This window comes from Desulfoferula mesophila (assembly GCF_037076455.1).
Lineage (GTDB): Bacteria > Desulfobacterota > Desulfarculia > Desulfarculales > Desulfarculaceae > Desulfoferula > Desulfoferula mesophila.
Window position 1 is genome coordinate 2,516,816 of record NZ_AP028679.1, and the last position, 15,752, is coordinate 2,532,567.

The following is a 15,752-nucleotide window of genomic DNA, read 5'->3' on the forward strand; positions in this document are numbered from 1 at the left end:
CATGCTACCCAAAGATCCAGTACTTTTTCCCTTTGAGTGCGTGCTCAGCCTGGAGCCCCTCATTGAATTTCTGCAAGACAAGCTGGCCAGCGGATGCTGGCCCACCAACCCGGTGGGCAGCGATCTGCTCGACCGCCTGGCCAAAACCCCCGAGCTCAGGGGGCCCATCCAGGACCTGGAGGCCCTGAAAAAGCACCAGGGCCTACTTTTACGCCTGATGAGCCTGGTGTTCCCCCCGGTGGCCTGGGACACCGAGGCCTTTGCCGCAGTGGTTCCCTTCGCCCTCACTCCGGTGCTGGCCTCCCCCCAATTCGAGGAGCTGTTCATAAACCCGCCCGCCGGGCAACAGGTGCGCCGCAACGTAGACGATGCCACCTTTTTCTATGGCCGCACCATCAAGGCCTACATGTTCATCCTTGAATGCCTCTACGGGCTCAAGCAGCACATGAACTATCCTCTGGCGGTGGTGGTCAAGGAGGAAGCTACCGGCTTGGAGCGCCACTTCGCCGTCCAGCTTGACTTTCGTTTCGTGCGGCCGGAGGCGGTGGGCGAACCCATCGTCCTGAGCGAAAAGGACCTGGAGTTAGCGAAAAAGCACATCTCCCAGCCGGAGACCCTGCGCCGGTTGCTGCCGCCGGAGCGTTTCCGCCTCACCGGTGTCACCATCTTGAAGGCGGTGGAGGTGACCACCTTTGAGACCATTTCCGCCCTGAGCCGCGACCTCATCGACCAGGAAACGGTCATGAGCCAAGCGGGTTTTTTGCGTTTGCAGGAGCGCCTGCGCACCTATTTCGGACAAGGTGAGCTGGTGGCCGGTGTGGCGGCCGTGCACCAGGACCAGGTGATAATCCTCAACCTGGGCTGCCGTCTCGAAGAAGATTCCCTCCTCTGCCAGACCAACCAGGTGCCCAAGGAGCATTTAAAAGGGTCGCTATTTGAAAAGCTGGCCCAAGACGGTGAAATGGTGGTAGTGCCCGACGTGCGGGAAGAGCCGGGCCTGGCCAAGTTCAGCGCTGATTACGGCAAAAGCAACCTGCGCTCCCTTTTGATCGCCCCCCTGCTCTACCAGGGGGAGTTCATCGGTTCCTTGGAGGTAGGCCTGCCGGGAGTGGACCAGTTCGGCCCCACGGATATGGCCCTGATGACCGAACTGCAGCCCCTGTTCACCGTGGCGGTGAAAAACGCCCTCGAAGACATCGATAAGCAGATTCAGGCGGTCATAAAAGAGCAGTGCACCGCGGTGCATCCCGCGGTGGAATGGCGCTTCGAGCAGGCGGCTATGCGCCATTTAGAGAGCCGCCGCCAGGGCCGCGCCCAGCCCATGGAAGACATCGTCTTCCACGAGGTATACCCCCTTTTCGCCAGCAGCGACATCCGGGGCTCTTCGGCCAAGCGCAACCAGGCCATCGCCCAGGACCTGGCCCGCCACCTGGACCTGGGCCTGAAGGTGGTGCGCCGGGCCGGTGAGAGCAGGCCCCTGCCCATTCTGAGCGAGCTGGCCGGGCGCATAGAGCGGCGGCTGGGCCGCTTGCAAGACGGCCTCAAAAGCGGCGATGAAACCGGCCTGACCGAGTTCATGCGCTCCGAGGTGGAGGTAGTGTTCGAAGACTTGGCCAAGCAGGGCCCCGGCGTGGCCGAAGCGGTGGCCGCCTACCGCGAGGAGGTGGACCCCTACCTGGGCACGGTGTACCGCCAGCGCCGGCTCTTTGAAAAAAGCGTGTCCATGTTAAACGAGGGCCTGGCCGCCTACCTGGACCTGGAGGAGTCGGCCATGCAGGCGGTCCTGCCCCATTACTTCGAGCGCCACCGCACCGACGGGGTGGACCACCTCATCTACCTGGGCGCTTCCCTCAGCCGGGAGAGCAGCTTCTCCCGCTTGTACTTGAGCAACTTCCGGCTGTGGCAGCTCATGGTCACCTGCGGCCTCGCTTGGCTCGGAGAACAACTCAAGGAACAGATGCCGGTGCCACTGGATGCCGCGCACCTCATCCTGATCCAGGAGACGCCGCTGAACATCCGCTTCCGCTACGATGAAAAGCGCTTCGATGTGGACGGCGCCTATGACGTGCGCCACGAAATCATCCGCTCCCGCCTGGACAAGGCTGTCATTCAAGGTGGGGAACGCCTGACCCGGCCCGGCCGCATCGCGGTGGTCTACTCCTCGCCGGAGGAGGCGCGCGAGATGCGCCGCCATATAGAGCACCTGCAGGAGCAGGGCTTTCTGGCGCCCGAGGTGGAACGGCACGAGCTGGAAGACCTGCCCGGGGTGCGCGGCCTCAAGGCTCTCAGGGTGGGCATAAACTTGGAAAGCGAGGCCCTGGCCCGCCGGGCTCAAAGTTTTTTAGGGTAGTAGTGCTCCTTCTTGCCGCATTGCCGCAAATATTGACATCCACTCAGGCTTTATATAAAGTAATCATTCGGTTTTTTCCGCCGGTTCCGGCGGATTTTCCGTGCCATTGTGGAGGATTCGATGGCTAAAGTCGCCGTAGTGTTTCCGGGACAGGGATCGCAGTACCTGGGCATGGGCCAGGCCTGGATGGAGACCTCGTCCCAGGCCCGCGAGCTGTTTAGTCTGGCCGAGCAGGCCAGCGGGCTGCCCCTGATCAAGCTGTGCCAACAAGGGCCCATGGAGGAGCTGACCCTCACGGTCAACCTGCAGCCGGCCATCATCGCCGTGGACTTGTGCTGCTGGCAGGGCCTGGCCGCCGCGGGAATCAAGCCCCATGCCGTGGCCGGCCACAGCGTGGGCGAATACGCCGCCCTGGCCGCCGCCGAGGCGCTCACCCCGGCCCAGTGCCTGGAGCTGATCACCCTGCGCGGCCGCCTCATGGACCGCGACGCCCACGCCCACCCCGGAGCCATGACCGCCATCATGGGCGCGGGCCCAGAGGAAGTGGCCGCCCTGTGCCAGGCGGTGGAGGGCGAGGTGCAGCCGGCCAACTACAACACCCCGTCCCAGACCGTGATCACCGGCGAGACCGAGGCGGTGGCCGCCGCCGGCGCCCTGGCCAAGGACAAAGGCCTCAAGGCCATACCCTTGAAGGTCTCGGGCGCCTGGCACAGCCCGCTCATCGCCGAGGCGGGCAAGGACATGGCCGCCGCCCTGGAGCCCCTTAGCTTCGCCGCTCCCACCTGCCTGCATGTGCCCAACACCACCGGGGAGCCCACCAACGACCCCACGGTCATCAAAAATCAATTAATGAAACAGCTCACCGCTCCGGTGCGCTGGGTTCAAACCATCCAGGCGCTGCTGGGGCAGGGCGTGGATGTGTTCATAGAAGCCGGGCCCAAGACAGTCTTGGCCGGGCTGATCAAAAAGACCGCGCCCTCTTCGGTAAACGTGCTCAACGTGCAAGAGCCCGCAGACCTGGAGAAGCTTGACGCGATCTTGTAAGCAACATCTTAGGAGGGGATGCAACGAGATGCCTCAGGTAAAGGTACTGAGCGAGCGCTGCAAGGGCTGCGGGCTATGTGTGCTCGCGTGTCCCAAGCACAATCTGGCCCTGGGCAAGGACTACAACGCCCAGGGCTATGCCTATGTAACCTTCGATCCAGACGGCAAGTGCACCGGCTGCACCTTTTGCGCCGAGCTCTGTCCGGACATGGCCCTAAGGGTCTACAAAGAGGAGAGAGCGTGATATGGCCCGAAGGGTAATGATCAAGGGAAACGAAGCCATTGCCATGGGGGCCATCGAAGCGGGGTGCCGCTATTACTTCGGCTACCCCATCACCCCCCAGACCGACATCCCCGAATACCTGGCCGCGGTCCTGCCCAAGATGGGCGGCACCTTCCTGCAGGCCGAGAGCGAGGTGGCGGCCATCAACATGCTCATGGGCGCGGCGGCCACGGGAGCCCGGGCCATGACCTCCAGCTCCAGTCCGGGCATCAGCCTTAAGCAGGAGGGCATCAGCTACCTGGCCGGTTCCCAGATACCGGGGGTCATCGTGAACATGAGCCGTTCCGGCCCCGGCCTGGGCGGCATCCATCCCTCCCAGGGCGACTACTTCCAGTCCACCCGGGGCGGCGGCCACGGCGACTACCGCACCCTGGTGCTGGCTCCTTCCACGGCCCAGGAAAACTACGACCTGACCATGCTGGCCTTTGACCTGGCCGACAAGTACCGCAACCCGGTCATGGTCTTGGGCGATGCTCTCATCGGACAGATCAAGGAGCCGGTGGAGCTCAAGGCCTACCGCAAGAAACCCAAGGCCAAGCCCTGGGCTCTCACCGGGGCCGAGGGGCGCCACGGCCAGATCCTCAAGTCCCTGTTTTTGGCCGACGGCGAGCTGACCGACCACAACTGGCTCTTGGACAAAAAATACAAGAGCATGGAAAAAGAGGTGCGCTACGAGACCTACCGCGCCGAGGACGCCAAGATGATGCTGGTGGCCTTCGGTTCGGTGGGGCGCATCCTCAGGACCAGCGTGGACATCCTGCGCGACAAGGGCAAGGCGGTGGGGCTCATGCGGCCCATCACCCTGTTCCCCTTCCCCACCAAGGCGGTGCGCCAGACGGCCGAAGCGGCCCAGGTGCTCTTGGCCATGGAGATGAGCACCGGCCAGATGGTGGAGGACGTGCGCCTGGCGGCCGACTGCGCCTGCCCGGTTGATTTCTACGGACGCCCGCCGGGTTCCATACCCACCCCCGACGAGTTGGCCAAGGAAGCCATGAAAGTATGGCGGAAGAGAGGCCTGAAATGAGCGCCAAAGCCAAGATGCAGCAGGTCTTCGACCGCCCCAAATCCTTGAAGGACGTGCCCTACCACTATTGCCCCGGCTGTCACCACGGCGTGATCCACCGCCTGGTGGCCGAGCAGATCGACGCCTTCGGCCTGCAGAATAAGACCCTGGCCGCGGCCAGCGTGGGCTGCTCGGTGCTGATGTACGACTACTTCGACGTAGACGTGCTGGAGTCTCCCCACGGCCGCGCCCCGGCGGTGGCCACCGGCCTCAAGCGGGCCATGCCCGATAGCTTCGTGTTCACCTACCAGGGCGACGGCGACCTGGCGGCCATCGGCACCGCCGAGATCGTGCACGCGGCCAACCGCGGCGAGAACATCACCGTGGTGTTCGTGAACAACGCGGTGTTCGGCATGACCGGCGGCCAGATGGCCCCCACCACCCTGGAGGGCCAGGTGACCACCACCAGCCCCTACGGCCGCAGCGCCGCCACCGACGGCCTGCCCATCCGCGTCTGCGAGCTGCTCTCCACCCTGGAAGGCACCTCCTACATCGCTCGGGTGGCGGTGGACAACATGAAAAACCTGAAAAAGGCCAAGGCGGCCCTCAAGCGCGCCTTCACCTACCAGACCAAGGGCTGGGGTTTCTCGCTGGTCGAGTTCCTGTCCTCTTGCCCCACCAACTGGAAGATGACCGCCGAGGAAGCCAACGCCCGGGTGGGCAAGGAAATGGCCGCTTACTTTCCCCTGGGCGTCTACAAAGACGTCCGGGCCAATTGACCGGGGGTGGGAGCACCATGTACTTTGACACCATAATCGCCGGATTCGGCGGCCAGGGCGTGCTGCTCATGGGCAACGTCTTGGCCTACGCCGCCATGCAGGCGGGCAAGCAAGTAACCTACATGCCGGTGTACGGCGTGGAGATGCGCGGCGGCACCGCCAACTGCACCGTGGTGGTCAGCGACCGCCCGGTGGGCTCGCCCATAATCCACGAGCCGGTCAGCGCCGTGCTGATGAACCGCCCCTCGGCCGAAAAATTCGGCCCGCGGGTAAAGAAAAAGGGCCAAGTGTTCGTCAACGCCAGTTTGGTGAAGCCGGGCCAGTTCGAGACTCGGGCCAAGCGCTCCAGCTGGGTGCCCACCCTGGAGCTGGCCACCGAGCTGGGCAATCCCCGCCTGGCCAACATGGTCATGCTGGGGGCGGTGGTGCAGGGCAGCGGAGTGCTCACCGTGGGGCAGGTGGCCGACGCCCTGAGCGGGGCCCTGGACCCGCGCTACCACAAGATGATCCCGGCCAACGTGGAGGCCCTGGAGGCCGGGGCCCGCTATGTGAGCGAGCAAAAGGCCGCTTAGAGCGACCCAAGGAGGCAAGCCATGGCGCGCGAGGATAAAAACGGACACCACGAGCTCATGTCCCAGATGCAGGGCATGGACCACAGCAACAGCCGGGAGGACGACTTTCTGGCCGGAGTGGACGCGGTGGCCGCGAGCCAGGAGGCGCCGGCCGACCCGGCCCTGCCCGTGGGGCAGCGCATCCGCCAGTCCCGCGAGAGCAAGGGCCTGAGCCTGGAAGACCTGGCCCAGCGCACCGGGCTGCCCGAGGCCATGCTGGCCGAGGTGGAAAACGAAAGCGCCTCCCCTCCCCTGGGGGTGCTGGTCAAGCTGGGCAAGGCCCTGGACATGCGCTGGGGGTCGCTGATCTCCGGCGGGGGCGACCGCTCCTACACCGTGACCCGCTCCACCGAGCGCCAGCGGATGAGCCGCCAGGCCAGCCAAAAGGGCACCTCCTACGGCTACACCTACGAGACCCTGGCTCCCCACAAGACCAACCGCTCCATGGAGCCCTTTATCGTGACCCTGCAACCCTCCGGCGGCGAGGCCCCGCCCTCGGCCCACGACGGCCAGGAGTTTATCTACGTCCTGGACGGCGTGATGGAGGCCCTGGTGGACGACGCGCTGGAGATATTGGGCACCGGCGACAGCATCTACTACGACTCCACCGTGCCCCACCTGCTGCGCCCCCACGGCGACCAGCCGGTGCAGATCCTGGCGGTGATCTACAGCCAGGAAAAATAAGGCGAAAGCCACGAGTGACGACGCAAGGGCGGGGCAAGTCCCCGCCCTTTTTACTAGGAGAAATTTGGACCGTTTAATTAAATTGACAGTTATCGTTTCGTTGTGGCATCAATATAGTCGCTCTTTAGCGTAAAAAGCAATTTTGCTTGGTCTGGCGTTTCGCCAGACATGTACTTATTGGTTACATTTATCGGCACGGTAGCCCGCCGGGGCTCACCGAACCGATAAGCCCCGGCGGGCTACCGCGCCTCGCTCCGAGTAAAGAGCATTTATTGCCTGAGAACACCTTATTAAATCAATTAAGCTGTTCAATCGACTTATCTAAAAGTAAAGTTGTAGGATACCCATCGTTCATTTTTCTGTGCGGCGGACCAGTACCAATGGACGACGGGACCGCAGAGTTTATGTCGTGCCGCGATATTTTTCTTAATCATATATTGTGTAAAAATTATCCATTTAGTAGCCAGATTATATTAGCCGAGGAAATATTCACATATTTTAACCATTCATCCTATAAAGATTTGCTAACCTTTGAAGAAGATTTGGCAGACCTATCCTCACTGACAGTTATTTTTTCTGAAAGTCCCGGCTCCATAGCTGAGTTTGGCTCATTTTCTGTTCTAGATTCAATTCGCGACAAGCTACTTGTCGTCCTTCACGAAAATGACACCGATAAAGAATCATTTATCTGGCGTGGTCCAGCTATGCATCTAATTGAACGGGCAAAAAAATATAGCCGTGAAAATCCCATAACTATTTATAATTGGAAAGCAAAAACGCGTACACCAAGTCACATGAATATTGAAGACTTTAGCGATGCAGAAGATTTAGCAGACATGATCAACGCATTTGTAAAATCTAGGCCCAAAATAGTGTCATTTCAGCCAGATGACCACGGCCATATTGTAACCCTCCCTTAAAATAGGGCCAGTTTGAGGTAGAGACTTCTGGCAGACTGAGGTCTGCAAGGAGGACTCTTCACGATGCGCAGGACCAGATTCAGCGAAACTCAGATCGTCAAAATTCTGAAAGAGGTGGAAGGGGGCAGGACCGCCAAGGAGGTCTGCCGGGAATACGGTGTCAGCAGCGCCACCTACTACAAATGGAAGTCCAAGTACGGGGGCATGGAGGCCTCGGACATCGTCCGGCTCAAGGAGCTTGAAGAAGAAAACAGGCGTCTAAAGCAGATGTACGCCGACTTGAGCCTTGAGAATCGGGCTCTGAAGGACGTCATCGAAAGAAAAATATAAGGCCAGCGGGTCGGCGCGATCTGGCTAAGTTCATGTGCAAAGAGCACGGTCTGAGCATTCGCCGGGCCTGCCGCGCCCTGAGGCTGAGCCGGTCGGTTTATGCCTACCGACCCAAGCCCCGCGACGATGGTCCGATCATCGAGGCGCTGACTTCGCTGGCAGACAAATATCCCAGATACGGCTTTGCCAAACTGTTTCAAGTAATTCGGCGGGATGGACATGGCTGGAATCACAAGCGGGTGTACCGAGTGTACTGCGCCCTGAAGCTAAACCTTCGCAGGAAGGGTAAGAAGCGCCTGCCTACTCGTGATCCCCAGCCGCTTGCAGTGCCGGATCTGGCCAATATCTGCTGGTCGGTGGACTTCATGAGCGATGCCCTGTATGGCGGCCAGCGATTCAGGACCTTTAATGTGGTGGATGATTTCAATCGAGAGGCCCTGGCCATAGAGGTGGACGTCAATCTCCCCGCCCAAAGGATAATCCGAGTGCTGGAGCGTATCGCTGCCTGGCGGGGCTACCCGTCCAGGCTGAGGCTGGACAACGGCCCGGAGCTGGTCAGTGTAGCTATGGCCCAATGGGCCGAGGAGCATAGTATCGATTTGGGTTTCACTCAGCCCGGCAAGCCCACCCAGAATTCATACATTGAACGCTTCAACCGGACCTATCGGGAAGAGGTGCTGGACCTTTACATATTTTCCCGTCTAAGCGAGGTGCGGGAAATCACGGATCGCTGGCTCAAGGAGTACAACGAGGAACGCCCTCATGAGTCCCTCGGCAACCTGACACCAGCCGAATACCTCGCTATAAATTCACCTGAAGTTTCTACTGTTGACTGGCACTAATCGGGGGAGGTTTACAATATAATGCTACTAATAATTGCCTTGTTGGACATCATACATTTGGCAACTATCGACGAGGTATTTACATTACTTAAAAACTTATCAATCAGTATTGAAAAAAAAGCCGTTGAAAGGTATTTAAGCCTTCTTGTATCTCTTGAATTAATTATTAAAAAACCTTACCGGAACTATATTTTCTATTTACCTACTCCTTCAAATCCATGGCTATCATTCTCTTTTACTAAAGTTGCCCAAAATAGAGATATTGTGCGTTGGAAATCACTTTTCTCAGAGGAGTACAGACAGAGCAATCTGCAAAAGGAACGTGCGCTGAGGTCTTATTTTAAATCTCATGTAATACAGGGTACTTAGCGTGATTTTGCAACTTGTTTTAAAATTGTCAGAAGATCTTTTAATACCAATTGACACGTTGCGCTCTTTAATTAGAAGTGCCCCTCATAGGTACAAAACATATTATATACGTAAACGGTCTAATTCTGGTTTTAGATTAATTGCTCAACCGGCAAAGGAAGTAAAAATACTTCAGTATTGGGTCATTAAAAATATTTTTCCAGCACTTCCAGTACACAATGTCGCCACGGCGTACCTCAAACAAAAAGGCATTAAAAATAATGCTGAGCAGCATAAGGATAATTCTTTTTTACTAAAACTTGATTTTAAAAATTTTTTTCCTTCTATCAATGATAATGATTTTCGTTTCATAGCTAGAAATCAGCGCAATTTGTCGTTGGATGAACACGATATTTTATTATTATCAAAAATTCTTTTTTGGCAACCAAAAGGACATAACTCGCTTCGGCTTTCCATAGGTGCGCCTTCATCCCCCATACTTTCAAACGCTGTAATGTTTCAATTTGATGAGCTATTATATGATTATTGTGAGTCCAATAAAATTGTTTATACTAGATATGCAGATGATATGACGTTTTCAATGCAAAACGGCAAAGAAAGAAAATTTATTATTTCAGCAATTCAAGATATATTGTCGCGCATATCCCATCCGAAATTAACTCTTAATGATTCTAAGACAATATTTTCTTCAAAAGCCAATAGGCGTTTAATTACCGGGCTAATAATTTCAAACGATGGACATGTAACAATTGGCAGGGATAAAAAACGTCTATTAAGATCTCAAATACACCATTACATCGGTGGTAAATTGTCAAAGAAAGAAATAGACAAATTAAAAGGTACAATTGCTTTTGTAAAAAGCATTGAACCTAAATTCATAGATGCATTACTGAGCAAATACGACATTAAACACTTTAAAGACCTCTAGCTGATTCGTTGGTGTCTATTCTTATGCTACTTTTCGGCCCTCTGGCCGGTCACCCCAATCCATGGTATATAGTCGCATCTTCACATCCTCTCCCTTGGTGCTGGCGCCGGGAGAGGGACCGACCACCCGACCGGCAGCCCATAGCCCGGCCGGGCATTGTGGCATTGCCCAAAAAAACCATTTGACAACCTGTGTTTATAGGGTATTCTAGGTCTTGAATTGGCCCGATAGCCCGACCCAGCCGCTTGAACCAGCCTGCTTTCGCATGCCTACCCAAGCCTAAAGTCTGGCCCGTAAGGCTACAGGAGCATCCTCCCCCAGGGGGAGGAGCGTATTTTTCCCATGACTTAGGAGTGAGAAGAGAAAAGATGGCAAAGAATATCTACGTGGGCAACCTGTCCTACAACTCCAACGAGGACACCCTGCGCTCCGCCTTTGAGCAGTACGGCAACGTGCTGTCTGCCAGGGTGATCACTGACCGTGAAACCGGCCGCTCCCGCGGCTTCGGCTTCGTGGAGATGGAGGATGATGCCGCGGACCAGGCCATCGCAGGCATGAACGGCGCCGATCTGGACGGCCGTCAGCTGAAGGTGAACGAAGCCCGCCCCCGCGAGCCCCGTCCGCCCCGCCGCTGGTAGTGTCAAGCGGCATATAGCCGCGGTACAGTTTTCAGCCGGAGGTCCAGGTTTCTCCTTTGAGGAGCCGGGCCTCCGGCCTCTTTTTGGTGGGCGGGTTTGCCAGCCTGGCAGTCCGCCCTAAACCCTCGCGCACATAAAAAGGCGCCTCCTTGCGGAGGCGCCTTCCCTTCCCTCCTACCGCTACGGAGCTCTAAATGGCTCCGATCAGCCTGGCGATGACCAGGCGCTGAATCTCGCTGGTGCCCTCCCCTATGGTCAACAGCTTGTAGTCCCGGTAAAAGCGCTCCACGTCATACTCCTGCATCAGGCCGTAGCCGCCGTGCAACTGCACGGCCTGGTCGGTCACCCGCCCCATCACCTCCGAGGCGTAGAGCTTGGCCATGGCCGCGTGCTTGGAGAAAAACTTGTGGTTGTCGCGCAGCCAACAGGCGTTGTAGAGCAACAGGCGGGCCGCCTCGATCTCCATGGCCATGTCGGCCAGTTTGAAGGCGTTGACCTGGAAGCTGGACACCGGCTTGCCGAACTGCACCCGCTCCCTGGCGTAGCGGAAGGCCAGCTCGTAGGCCCCCTGGGCCCCGCCCACCCCCATGGCCCCGATGGACAGCCGCCCGCCGTCCAGGGTTTCGAGCATCTGGTGGAAGCCCTTGCCCCTGGTGCCCAGGATGTTGTCCTGGGGCACCCGGCAGTCGTCGAAGTAAAGCTCGCTGGTGTTGGAGGCGCGCCACATCATCTTGCCGTGCATGGGCCGGGCCTCGAAACCGGGAGTGCCGTTTTCCACCAGGATGCACGAGAGCTCGTCGCGCCCGTCCTCGCGCTTGCCGGTCTTGCACATCACCGTGACCCCCAGGCTGTTGGGGGCGCTGGCGTTGGTGATGAATATCTTGGAGCCGTTGATCACCCACTCGTCGCCGTCCAAGACCGCGTTGGTGGCGGAGTTGCCCGCGTCGGAGCCCGCGTTGGGCTCGGTTAGCCCGAAACCCCACAGCCCCTCGCCGGTGCACAGCTTGGGCAGGTATTTGCGCTTCTGCTCCTCGCTGCCGTAGTAGTACAGCGGCGAGATGCCCAGGGAGTTGCCCGCGGCGATGGTGGCGGCGTGGGAGCCGTCGATGCGGGCCAGCTCCTCCACGGCGATGATGTAGGACACGTAGTCCATGCCCTGGCCGCCGTACTCCTCGGCCACGATCATGCCGAACAGGCCCAACTCGCCCATGGCCCGGCAGGTGTCCAGGGAGAACTCCTCCTTCTGGTCCAGCTCCCGGGCCACCGGGCCTATCTCCTTTTCGGCGAAGTCCCGCACCGTCTTGCGCAGGATTTCCTGCTCCATGGTCAGCTCGAAATCCATCCCCTCCTCCGCGCGTACGGGTGTCGACCCGTTCAATCTAGATAATTCGCCGCCTCTGCGTCAAGCCGACACTGAGCCCGACCGATAGGCCGTCAAAGCGGCGGGGAGCCCCTGAGAGCCCCCCGCCCTTGGTTCCAGCCCTACTTGGGCACCCAGCAGATGTCCAAGATGGTGTGCGTGGGGTTGGCCGTGTTGAACTCGGCCCGCACCGGCATTCCGGTCACCGGCTTGCCCTCCTTGAGCCACCCCTTGAAAATGGTGTCCACCCCCTCTATCTGCACGTCGATCTGCCAGTAGGGGGTCTCCATCTCGATGCCTATGCCGGCGTAATCCAGCATGGTGTAGGCGTAGATCGTGCCCTCGGCGGGCACCTCGACCCACTCGGTGCGCGCGTAGCAATCCGGGCAGTCGGCCCGGGGCGGCAGCCAGGTGGAGTTCTCGGTGCACTCGGGGTTGGTGCACTTGGTGGCCAACAGCTTGCCCTGGGTCAGCCCCTTGAAGAAGGGGGTCAGCAGGCCGTAGGTGTGGTGATGGGTTATGCTGCGGGGAAAGTTCACTACCCAGAAATCGCCGGCGTCATCGTAGATCTCGCTGGGCTCGCCGATGAATTTGGTGGTCAGGGGACCTTCGTAGGCTTTAGTCATTTGCGATCTCCTTTCCTACCAGGCCTTGCGCAAAATGCCGCAGGTAACGTGGGAGCCCACGCCGGCGTGGCTGATCCACAGGCCCTGTTTGGGATCCTTTACCTGCAGGCTCTTCCAGTCGGCCGGCTTTTCCTTCTCGGCCCGGTCCCACCACTTCTTGTCGCCGTGGATATAGTCGTAGCGGTCCTGAATCTGCCAGAACACCTCGCAGGCCTGCCAGATGCCGGTGGCCCCCACCGCGTGCATGGTGCCCAACAGGCCGCCGGAGAGGTTGGAGGGGCACTTGCCCTCATAGTAGGCGTCGCCGCTCTCGATGTAGTCCGGCTCCTGGCCGTAGGGCCTGAGTCCGATGTCGCCGTAGGTCTGGATGTCGCTGATGGTGAAGGCGTCGTGCAACTCCACCAGGTCCAACTCCTCCAGGGGGTCGTGGATGCCGGCCATGCGATAGGCCAAATAAGCCGCGAAGCGCGCGGCCAGGAAGGACTCGAAGCCGGGCCAGCGGCCGGACTCCTTCAACAGCTCGTCGTACATGCCGGGCTCTTCGTTGGGCAGCAGGGGTATGTCCATGTGCCGGCGGTCGGCCACCCGCAGGGTGTGGGTGCCCCCGGCCATGAACAGTTCCACCGGATGGTCGGAGAGCTTGTAGGCCATCTCCTCGTTGCACAGCAGGGCCGAGGCGCTGCCGGCGGTCATGGCGCAGCACTCCAGGAAGCGCAGGGGATAGGCGCTCATGCGCGATTCCAGCACCTCCTCCACGGTATGGTGGCCCGGCTGCTGGGCGTTGGGGTTGCTCATGGCGTAGCCCCGGTTTTTCACCGCCACCTTGGCCCGGGTCACCTCCGAGAGGTTATAGGCCTCGGCGAAGCGGTTGGCCATGGGCGCGTAATAGGAGCTGTAGATGCGGCCCATGCGGGTCTCGAAGTCCTTGCAGGCGGCGGTGGAGATGTAGAAGTTTCCGGTGCGGGTGTCCACCTCGTCCATGCGCTCCCAGCCGCTGACCAGCACGCAGTCGGCGTAGCCGCTGGCCACGGCCATGCAGCCGTTGAGCATGGCCGCCCCGCCGGTGGCCCCGCCGGTCTTGATGCCGGTGTTCCACAGGGGGTCCAGGCCCAAGTAGTCGTGGATTTTGGCCTCGCACAGGAGCTGGTCCTGGAAGTGGTCGGCGAACTCCCCGTAGGCCGCGTATTGGATGCAGTCCTTAACTTGTTTGGGCGAGAGCTTGAGGTCGTTGTCCTCCAGCATCATCTTGTAGCCCATCATCACCAGTTCCTCCAGCTTGTACTCCGGGAAGTACTTGCGGAAGGGGGTGCAGCCGCCGGCCACCATGAATACCCTGCGGGACCATTGCGGCACCCTGAGATTGCCCTTGCCGAATTTGATCATCTATATCCCTCCTCTAGACTTTAAACCGGCCGGCCGAGCCTGCCGCGCCTACATGGTGCCCACCCACAACACCACGGCAAGCTTCTTGCCGGTGTTGGCGATGGCCTGGGCCTTGGGCTCGGCCCAGAAATGGGCGGCATCGTGTTTTTTCAAGTGGAACACCTTGTCCCCATGGCGCAACTCGATTCGGCCATCCAAAACGCACAGGACCTCCTGGCCGTTTTTGATGTCCTTGCGCACCGGCAGCGATTTGCCGGGCTCTATGAACAACACCGCGCTGTCGATGACCGCGCGGTTTTCCGGCGGACTCAGGCGGCGGGTGGCAAACCCGGTGTGGGGCATGTCCACCTCTCGCCATTCGTCGGTATGGAAGACAAAAACCTTTTCCTGGTTTTGCAAGCGGCTGAGCAGGCCGCCCACGTCCACGGACAGGGCCTGGCCGATGGACATCAAGGTCTCCACCGAGGGAGACTTCACGTTGTTTTCCACCTGGCTCAAAAAGCCTTCGGAGACCCCGGCTTTTTCGGCCACCGCCTTGAGCGTAAGATTCTTTTGCTTGCGGCAGCGGCGCAGCTCGTTCCCTAGGTTCACTTATTTTTCCAATATATTAATGAGTTAACCAAAAGGTGCCATTGGTTAATATTTACCATAGGACAATATTTATTTAAGGTCAAGAGAAATGGCCGGCTCGGCCGGGTTGGGCCGCGCTGCGTGAGGTTACGTTTGCTTCGCCAATCCACGCGGCCGGAGGCCAAGCGCGACCGGGCGCTTCCAGGCCTGACCAATAGCCTCGCGCAGCTCCCCCGGCATATTCCAGGCGCGACAGCGCATAATTTTTTCGCACCGCCTGATTGTCCTGCTACTATTTTTCTCCGCCCCGGCGCCCGGCCCGTTGGGGCGGCAACTTTTATTGCGTCACATCTATTTGATTTAATTGCATCTATTTTTTTTAATGCCTCAGGCCAGCCCTTGGCACGCTGTATGCTCATTCAGGGGGCAACCGGATACGCACCTAACCAAAAACCGCGGAATACGCAAAGGAGACTGAACATGAAGAAGATGATGGTGATCTTAGGCAGCATGGCCCTGGTGGCCACCATGGCGGTGGGTGCATGGGCCGGCCCTTGGGGTCCCGGTCGGGGTTATGGCCCGGGCAACTGCCCCGGTTACGCCGCCGGCGGTCCTGGTGGTGGACCTGGGTACGGCCCCGGCCCCAATATGACCAAGGAACAGTATGAGCAGTTCCAGGCCAAGCGGGCCGCCTTCCTGCAGGAGACCCTGCCCCTGCGCCAGACCATGGCGGCCAAGGGCATCGAGCTGCGCACCCTCTACGCCCAGCCCAATGCGGACCAGGCCACGATCCAGAAGCTGCGCGGCGAGTTGATCGACATGCGCAGCCAGTTGGCCAAGAAGGCCAATGACGCCGGCCTGCCCGGAATGGGCTTCGGTCGCGGTGGCTACGGCCGCGGCGGTTACGGTCACGGCGGCTACGGTATGATGGGCTATGGCGGCGGACCCGGCATGATGGGTTCCGGTTACGGCCCCGGCACCTGCTGGCGGTAGACCCCAAGCCTCGGTTACAATCAGGGTCCGGGCATCGGC

General features: G+C 59.3%; 17 protein-coding genes. 13 read left to right on the top strand and 4 right to left on the bottom strand.

What is annotated here, in order from left to right; all coding sequences use genetic code 11:
- Nucleotide 1 precedes the first annotated feature (1 nt).
- From AACH32_RS11335 to AACH32_RS11390, 12 genes are all read left to right on the top strand, one after another.
- On the top strand, nt 2-2,350 hold the full coding sequence (locus AACH32_RS11335) for a GAF domain-containing protein (RefSeq protein WP_338599365.1): 2,349 nt from the start codon (nt 2-4) through the stop codon (nt 2,348-2,350).
- Between the two features lie 120 nt (nt 2,351-2,470).
- A complete protein-coding gene (fabD, locus tag AACH32_RS11340; protein ID WP_338599367.1) occupies nt 2,471-3,394 on the top strand; it encodes an ACP S-malonyltransferase in 924 nt (307 codons plus the stop codon).
- Nucleotides 3,395-3,422: 28 nt separating this feature from the next.
- Nucleotides 3,423-3,638: an indolepyruvate ferredoxin oxidoreductase subunit alpha gene (locus AACH32_RS11345; RefSeq protein ID WP_338599370.1), complete on the top strand. Its 216-nt coding sequence runs from the start codon at nt 3,423-3,425 to the stop codon at nt 3,636-3,638.
- A 1-nt stretch (nt 3,639) separates the two neighbouring features.
- Nucleotides 3,640-4,701 (top strand): 3-methyl-2-oxobutanoate dehydrogenase subunit VorB, encoded by a 1,062-nt coding sequence (locus AACH32_RS11350; RefSeq protein WP_338599373.1) that lies wholly within the window; start codon nt 3,640-3,642, stop codon nt 4,699-4,701.
- A 14-nt stretch (nt 4,702-4,715) separates the two neighbouring features.
- On the top strand, nt 4,716-5,459 hold the full coding sequence (locus AACH32_RS11355; protein WP_350341578.1) for a thiamine pyrophosphate-dependent enzyme: 744 nt from the start codon (nt 4,716-4,718) through the stop codon (nt 5,457-5,459).
- 17 nt (nt 5,460-5,476) lie between these two features.
- Nucleotides 5,477-6,031: a 2-oxoacid:acceptor oxidoreductase family protein gene (locus tag AACH32_RS11360; protein WP_338599379.1), complete on the top strand. Its 555-nt coding sequence runs from the start codon at nt 5,477-5,479 to the stop codon at nt 6,029-6,031.
- Between the two features lie 21 nt (nt 6,032-6,052).
- Nucleotides 6,053-6,754, top strand: coding sequence for a helix-turn-helix domain-containing protein (locus AACH32_RS11365; protein ID WP_338599382.1), 702 nt, complete (start codon nt 6,053-6,055; stop codon nt 6,752-6,754).
- A 272-nt stretch (nt 6,755-7,026) separates the two neighbouring features.
- Entirely contained in the window at nt 7,027-7,674 is a 648-nt protein-coding gene (locus AACH32_RS11370; protein WP_338599385.1) for a retron St85 family effector protein, read from the top strand.
- A gap of 63 nt (nt 7,675-7,737) precedes the next feature.
- Nucleotides 7,738-8,846, top strand: a protein-coding gene (locus tag AACH32_RS11375) for an IS3 family transposase (protein ID WP_338598789.1) whose coding sequence is annotated in 2 segments (ribosomal slippage) — nt 7,738-7,990 and nt 7,990-8,846 — 1,110 coding nt in all. Because the reading frame shifts where the segments join, the coding sequence is not laid out codon by codon here.
- 21 nt (nt 8,847-8,867) lie between these two features.
- The gene (locus tag AACH32_RS11380) at nt 8,868-9,215 is read left to right on the top strand and encodes a hypothetical protein (RefSeq protein ID WP_338599388.1); all 348 of its coding nucleotides are present in this window, start codon (nt 8,868-8,870) and stop codon (nt 9,213-9,215) included.
- Nucleotide 9,216: 1 nt separating this feature from the next.
- On the top strand, nt 9,217-10,143 hold the full coding sequence (locus tag AACH32_RS11385; RefSeq protein WP_338599390.1) for a retron St85 family RNA-directed DNA polymerase: 927 nt from the start codon (nt 9,217-9,219) through the stop codon (nt 10,141-10,143).
- A gap of 368 nt (nt 10,144-10,511) precedes the next feature.
- Nucleotides 10,512-10,781: an RNA recognition motif domain-containing protein gene (locus AACH32_RS11390; RefSeq protein ID WP_338599393.1), complete on the top strand. Its 270-nt coding sequence runs from the start codon at nt 10,512-10,514 to the stop codon at nt 10,779-10,781.
- A gap of 190 nt (nt 10,782-10,971) precedes the next feature.
- Here the strand turns inward: AACH32_RS11390 and AACH32_RS11395 are convergent, their stop codons facing one another.
- The 4 genes from AACH32_RS11395 to AACH32_RS11410 form a co-directional block, all read right to left on the bottom strand.
- Entirely contained in the window at nt 10,972-12,123 is a 1,152-nt protein-coding gene (locus AACH32_RS11395; protein ID WP_338599396.1) for an acyl-CoA dehydrogenase family protein, read from the bottom strand.
- Between the two features lie 140 nt (nt 12,124-12,263).
- Entirely contained in the window at nt 12,264-12,767 is a 504-nt protein-coding gene (locus AACH32_RS11400; RefSeq protein ID WP_338599399.1) for a Zn-ribbon domain-containing OB-fold protein, read from the bottom strand.
- A gap of 15 nt (nt 12,768-12,782) precedes the next feature.
- Nucleotides 12,783-14,150, bottom strand: coding sequence for a thiolase C-terminal domain-containing protein (locus AACH32_RS11405; RefSeq protein WP_338599402.1), 1,368 nt, complete (start codon nt 14,148-14,150; stop codon nt 12,783-12,785).
- A 48-nt stretch (nt 14,151-14,198) separates the two neighbouring features.
- Nucleotides 14,199-14,741, bottom strand: coding sequence for a helix-turn-helix domain-containing protein (locus AACH32_RS11410; RefSeq protein ID WP_338599405.1), 543 nt, complete (start codon nt 14,739-14,741; stop codon nt 14,199-14,201).
- 459 nt (nt 14,742-15,200) lie between these two features.
- Between AACH32_RS11410 and AACH32_RS11415 the strand changes: the two genes are divergently transcribed.
- Nucleotides 15,201-15,713 carry a periplasmic heavy metal sensor gene (locus AACH32_RS11415; protein WP_338599408.1) on the top strand — a complete coding sequence of 171 codons (513 nt, stop codon included), beginning with the start codon at nt 15,201-15,203 and terminating at the stop codon, nt 15,711-15,713.
- Nucleotides 15,714-15,752 lie beyond the last annotated feature (39 nt).

Coding starts and splice junctions, on each gene's coding strand:
- AACH32_RS11335 (WP_338599365.1), top strand. CDS start 2: ATGCTACCCAAAGATCCAGTACTTTTTCCCTTTGAGTGCGTGCTCAGC.
- fabD (WP_338599367.1), top strand. CDS start 2,471: ATGGCTAAAGTCGCCGTAGTGTTTCCGGGACAGGGATCGCAGTACCTG.
- AACH32_RS11345 (WP_338599370.1), top strand. CDS start 3,423: ATGCCTCAGGTAAAGGTACTGAGCGAGCGCTGCAAGGGCTGCGGGCTA.
- AACH32_RS11350 (WP_338599373.1), top strand. CDS start 3,640: ATGGCCCGAAGGGTAATGATCAAGGGAAACGAAGCCATTGCCATGGGG.
- AACH32_RS11355 (WP_350341578.1), top strand. CDS start 4,716: ATGCAGCAGGTCTTCGACCGCCCCAAATCCTTGAAGGACGTGCCCTAC.
- AACH32_RS11360 (WP_338599379.1), top strand. CDS start 5,477: ATGTACTTTGACACCATAATCGCCGGATTCGGCGGCCAGGGCGTGCTG.
- AACH32_RS11365 (WP_338599382.1), top strand. CDS start 6,053: ATGGCGCGCGAGGATAAAAACGGACACCACGAGCTCATGTCCCAGATG.
- AACH32_RS11380 (WP_338599388.1), top strand. CDS start 8,868: ATGCTACTAATAATTGCCTTGTTGGACATCATACATTTGGCAACTATC.
- AACH32_RS11390 (WP_338599393.1), top strand. CDS start 10,512: ATGGCAAAGAATATCTACGTGGGCAACCTGTCCTACAACTCCAACGAG.
- AACH32_RS11395 (WP_338599396.1), bottom strand. CDS start 12,123: ATGGATTTCGAGCTGACCATGGAGCAGGAAATCCTGCGCAAGACGGTG.
- AACH32_RS11400 (WP_338599399.1), bottom strand. CDS start 12,767: ATGACTAAAGCCTACGAAGGTCCCCTGACCACCAAATTCATCGGCGAG.
- AACH32_RS11405 (WP_338599402.1), bottom strand. CDS start 14,150: ATGATCAAATTCGGCAAGGGCAATCTCAGGGTGCCGCAATGGTCCCGC.
- AACH32_RS11415 (WP_338599408.1), top strand. CDS start 15,201: ATGAAGAAGATGATGGTGATCTTAGGCAGCATGGCCCTGGTGGCCACC.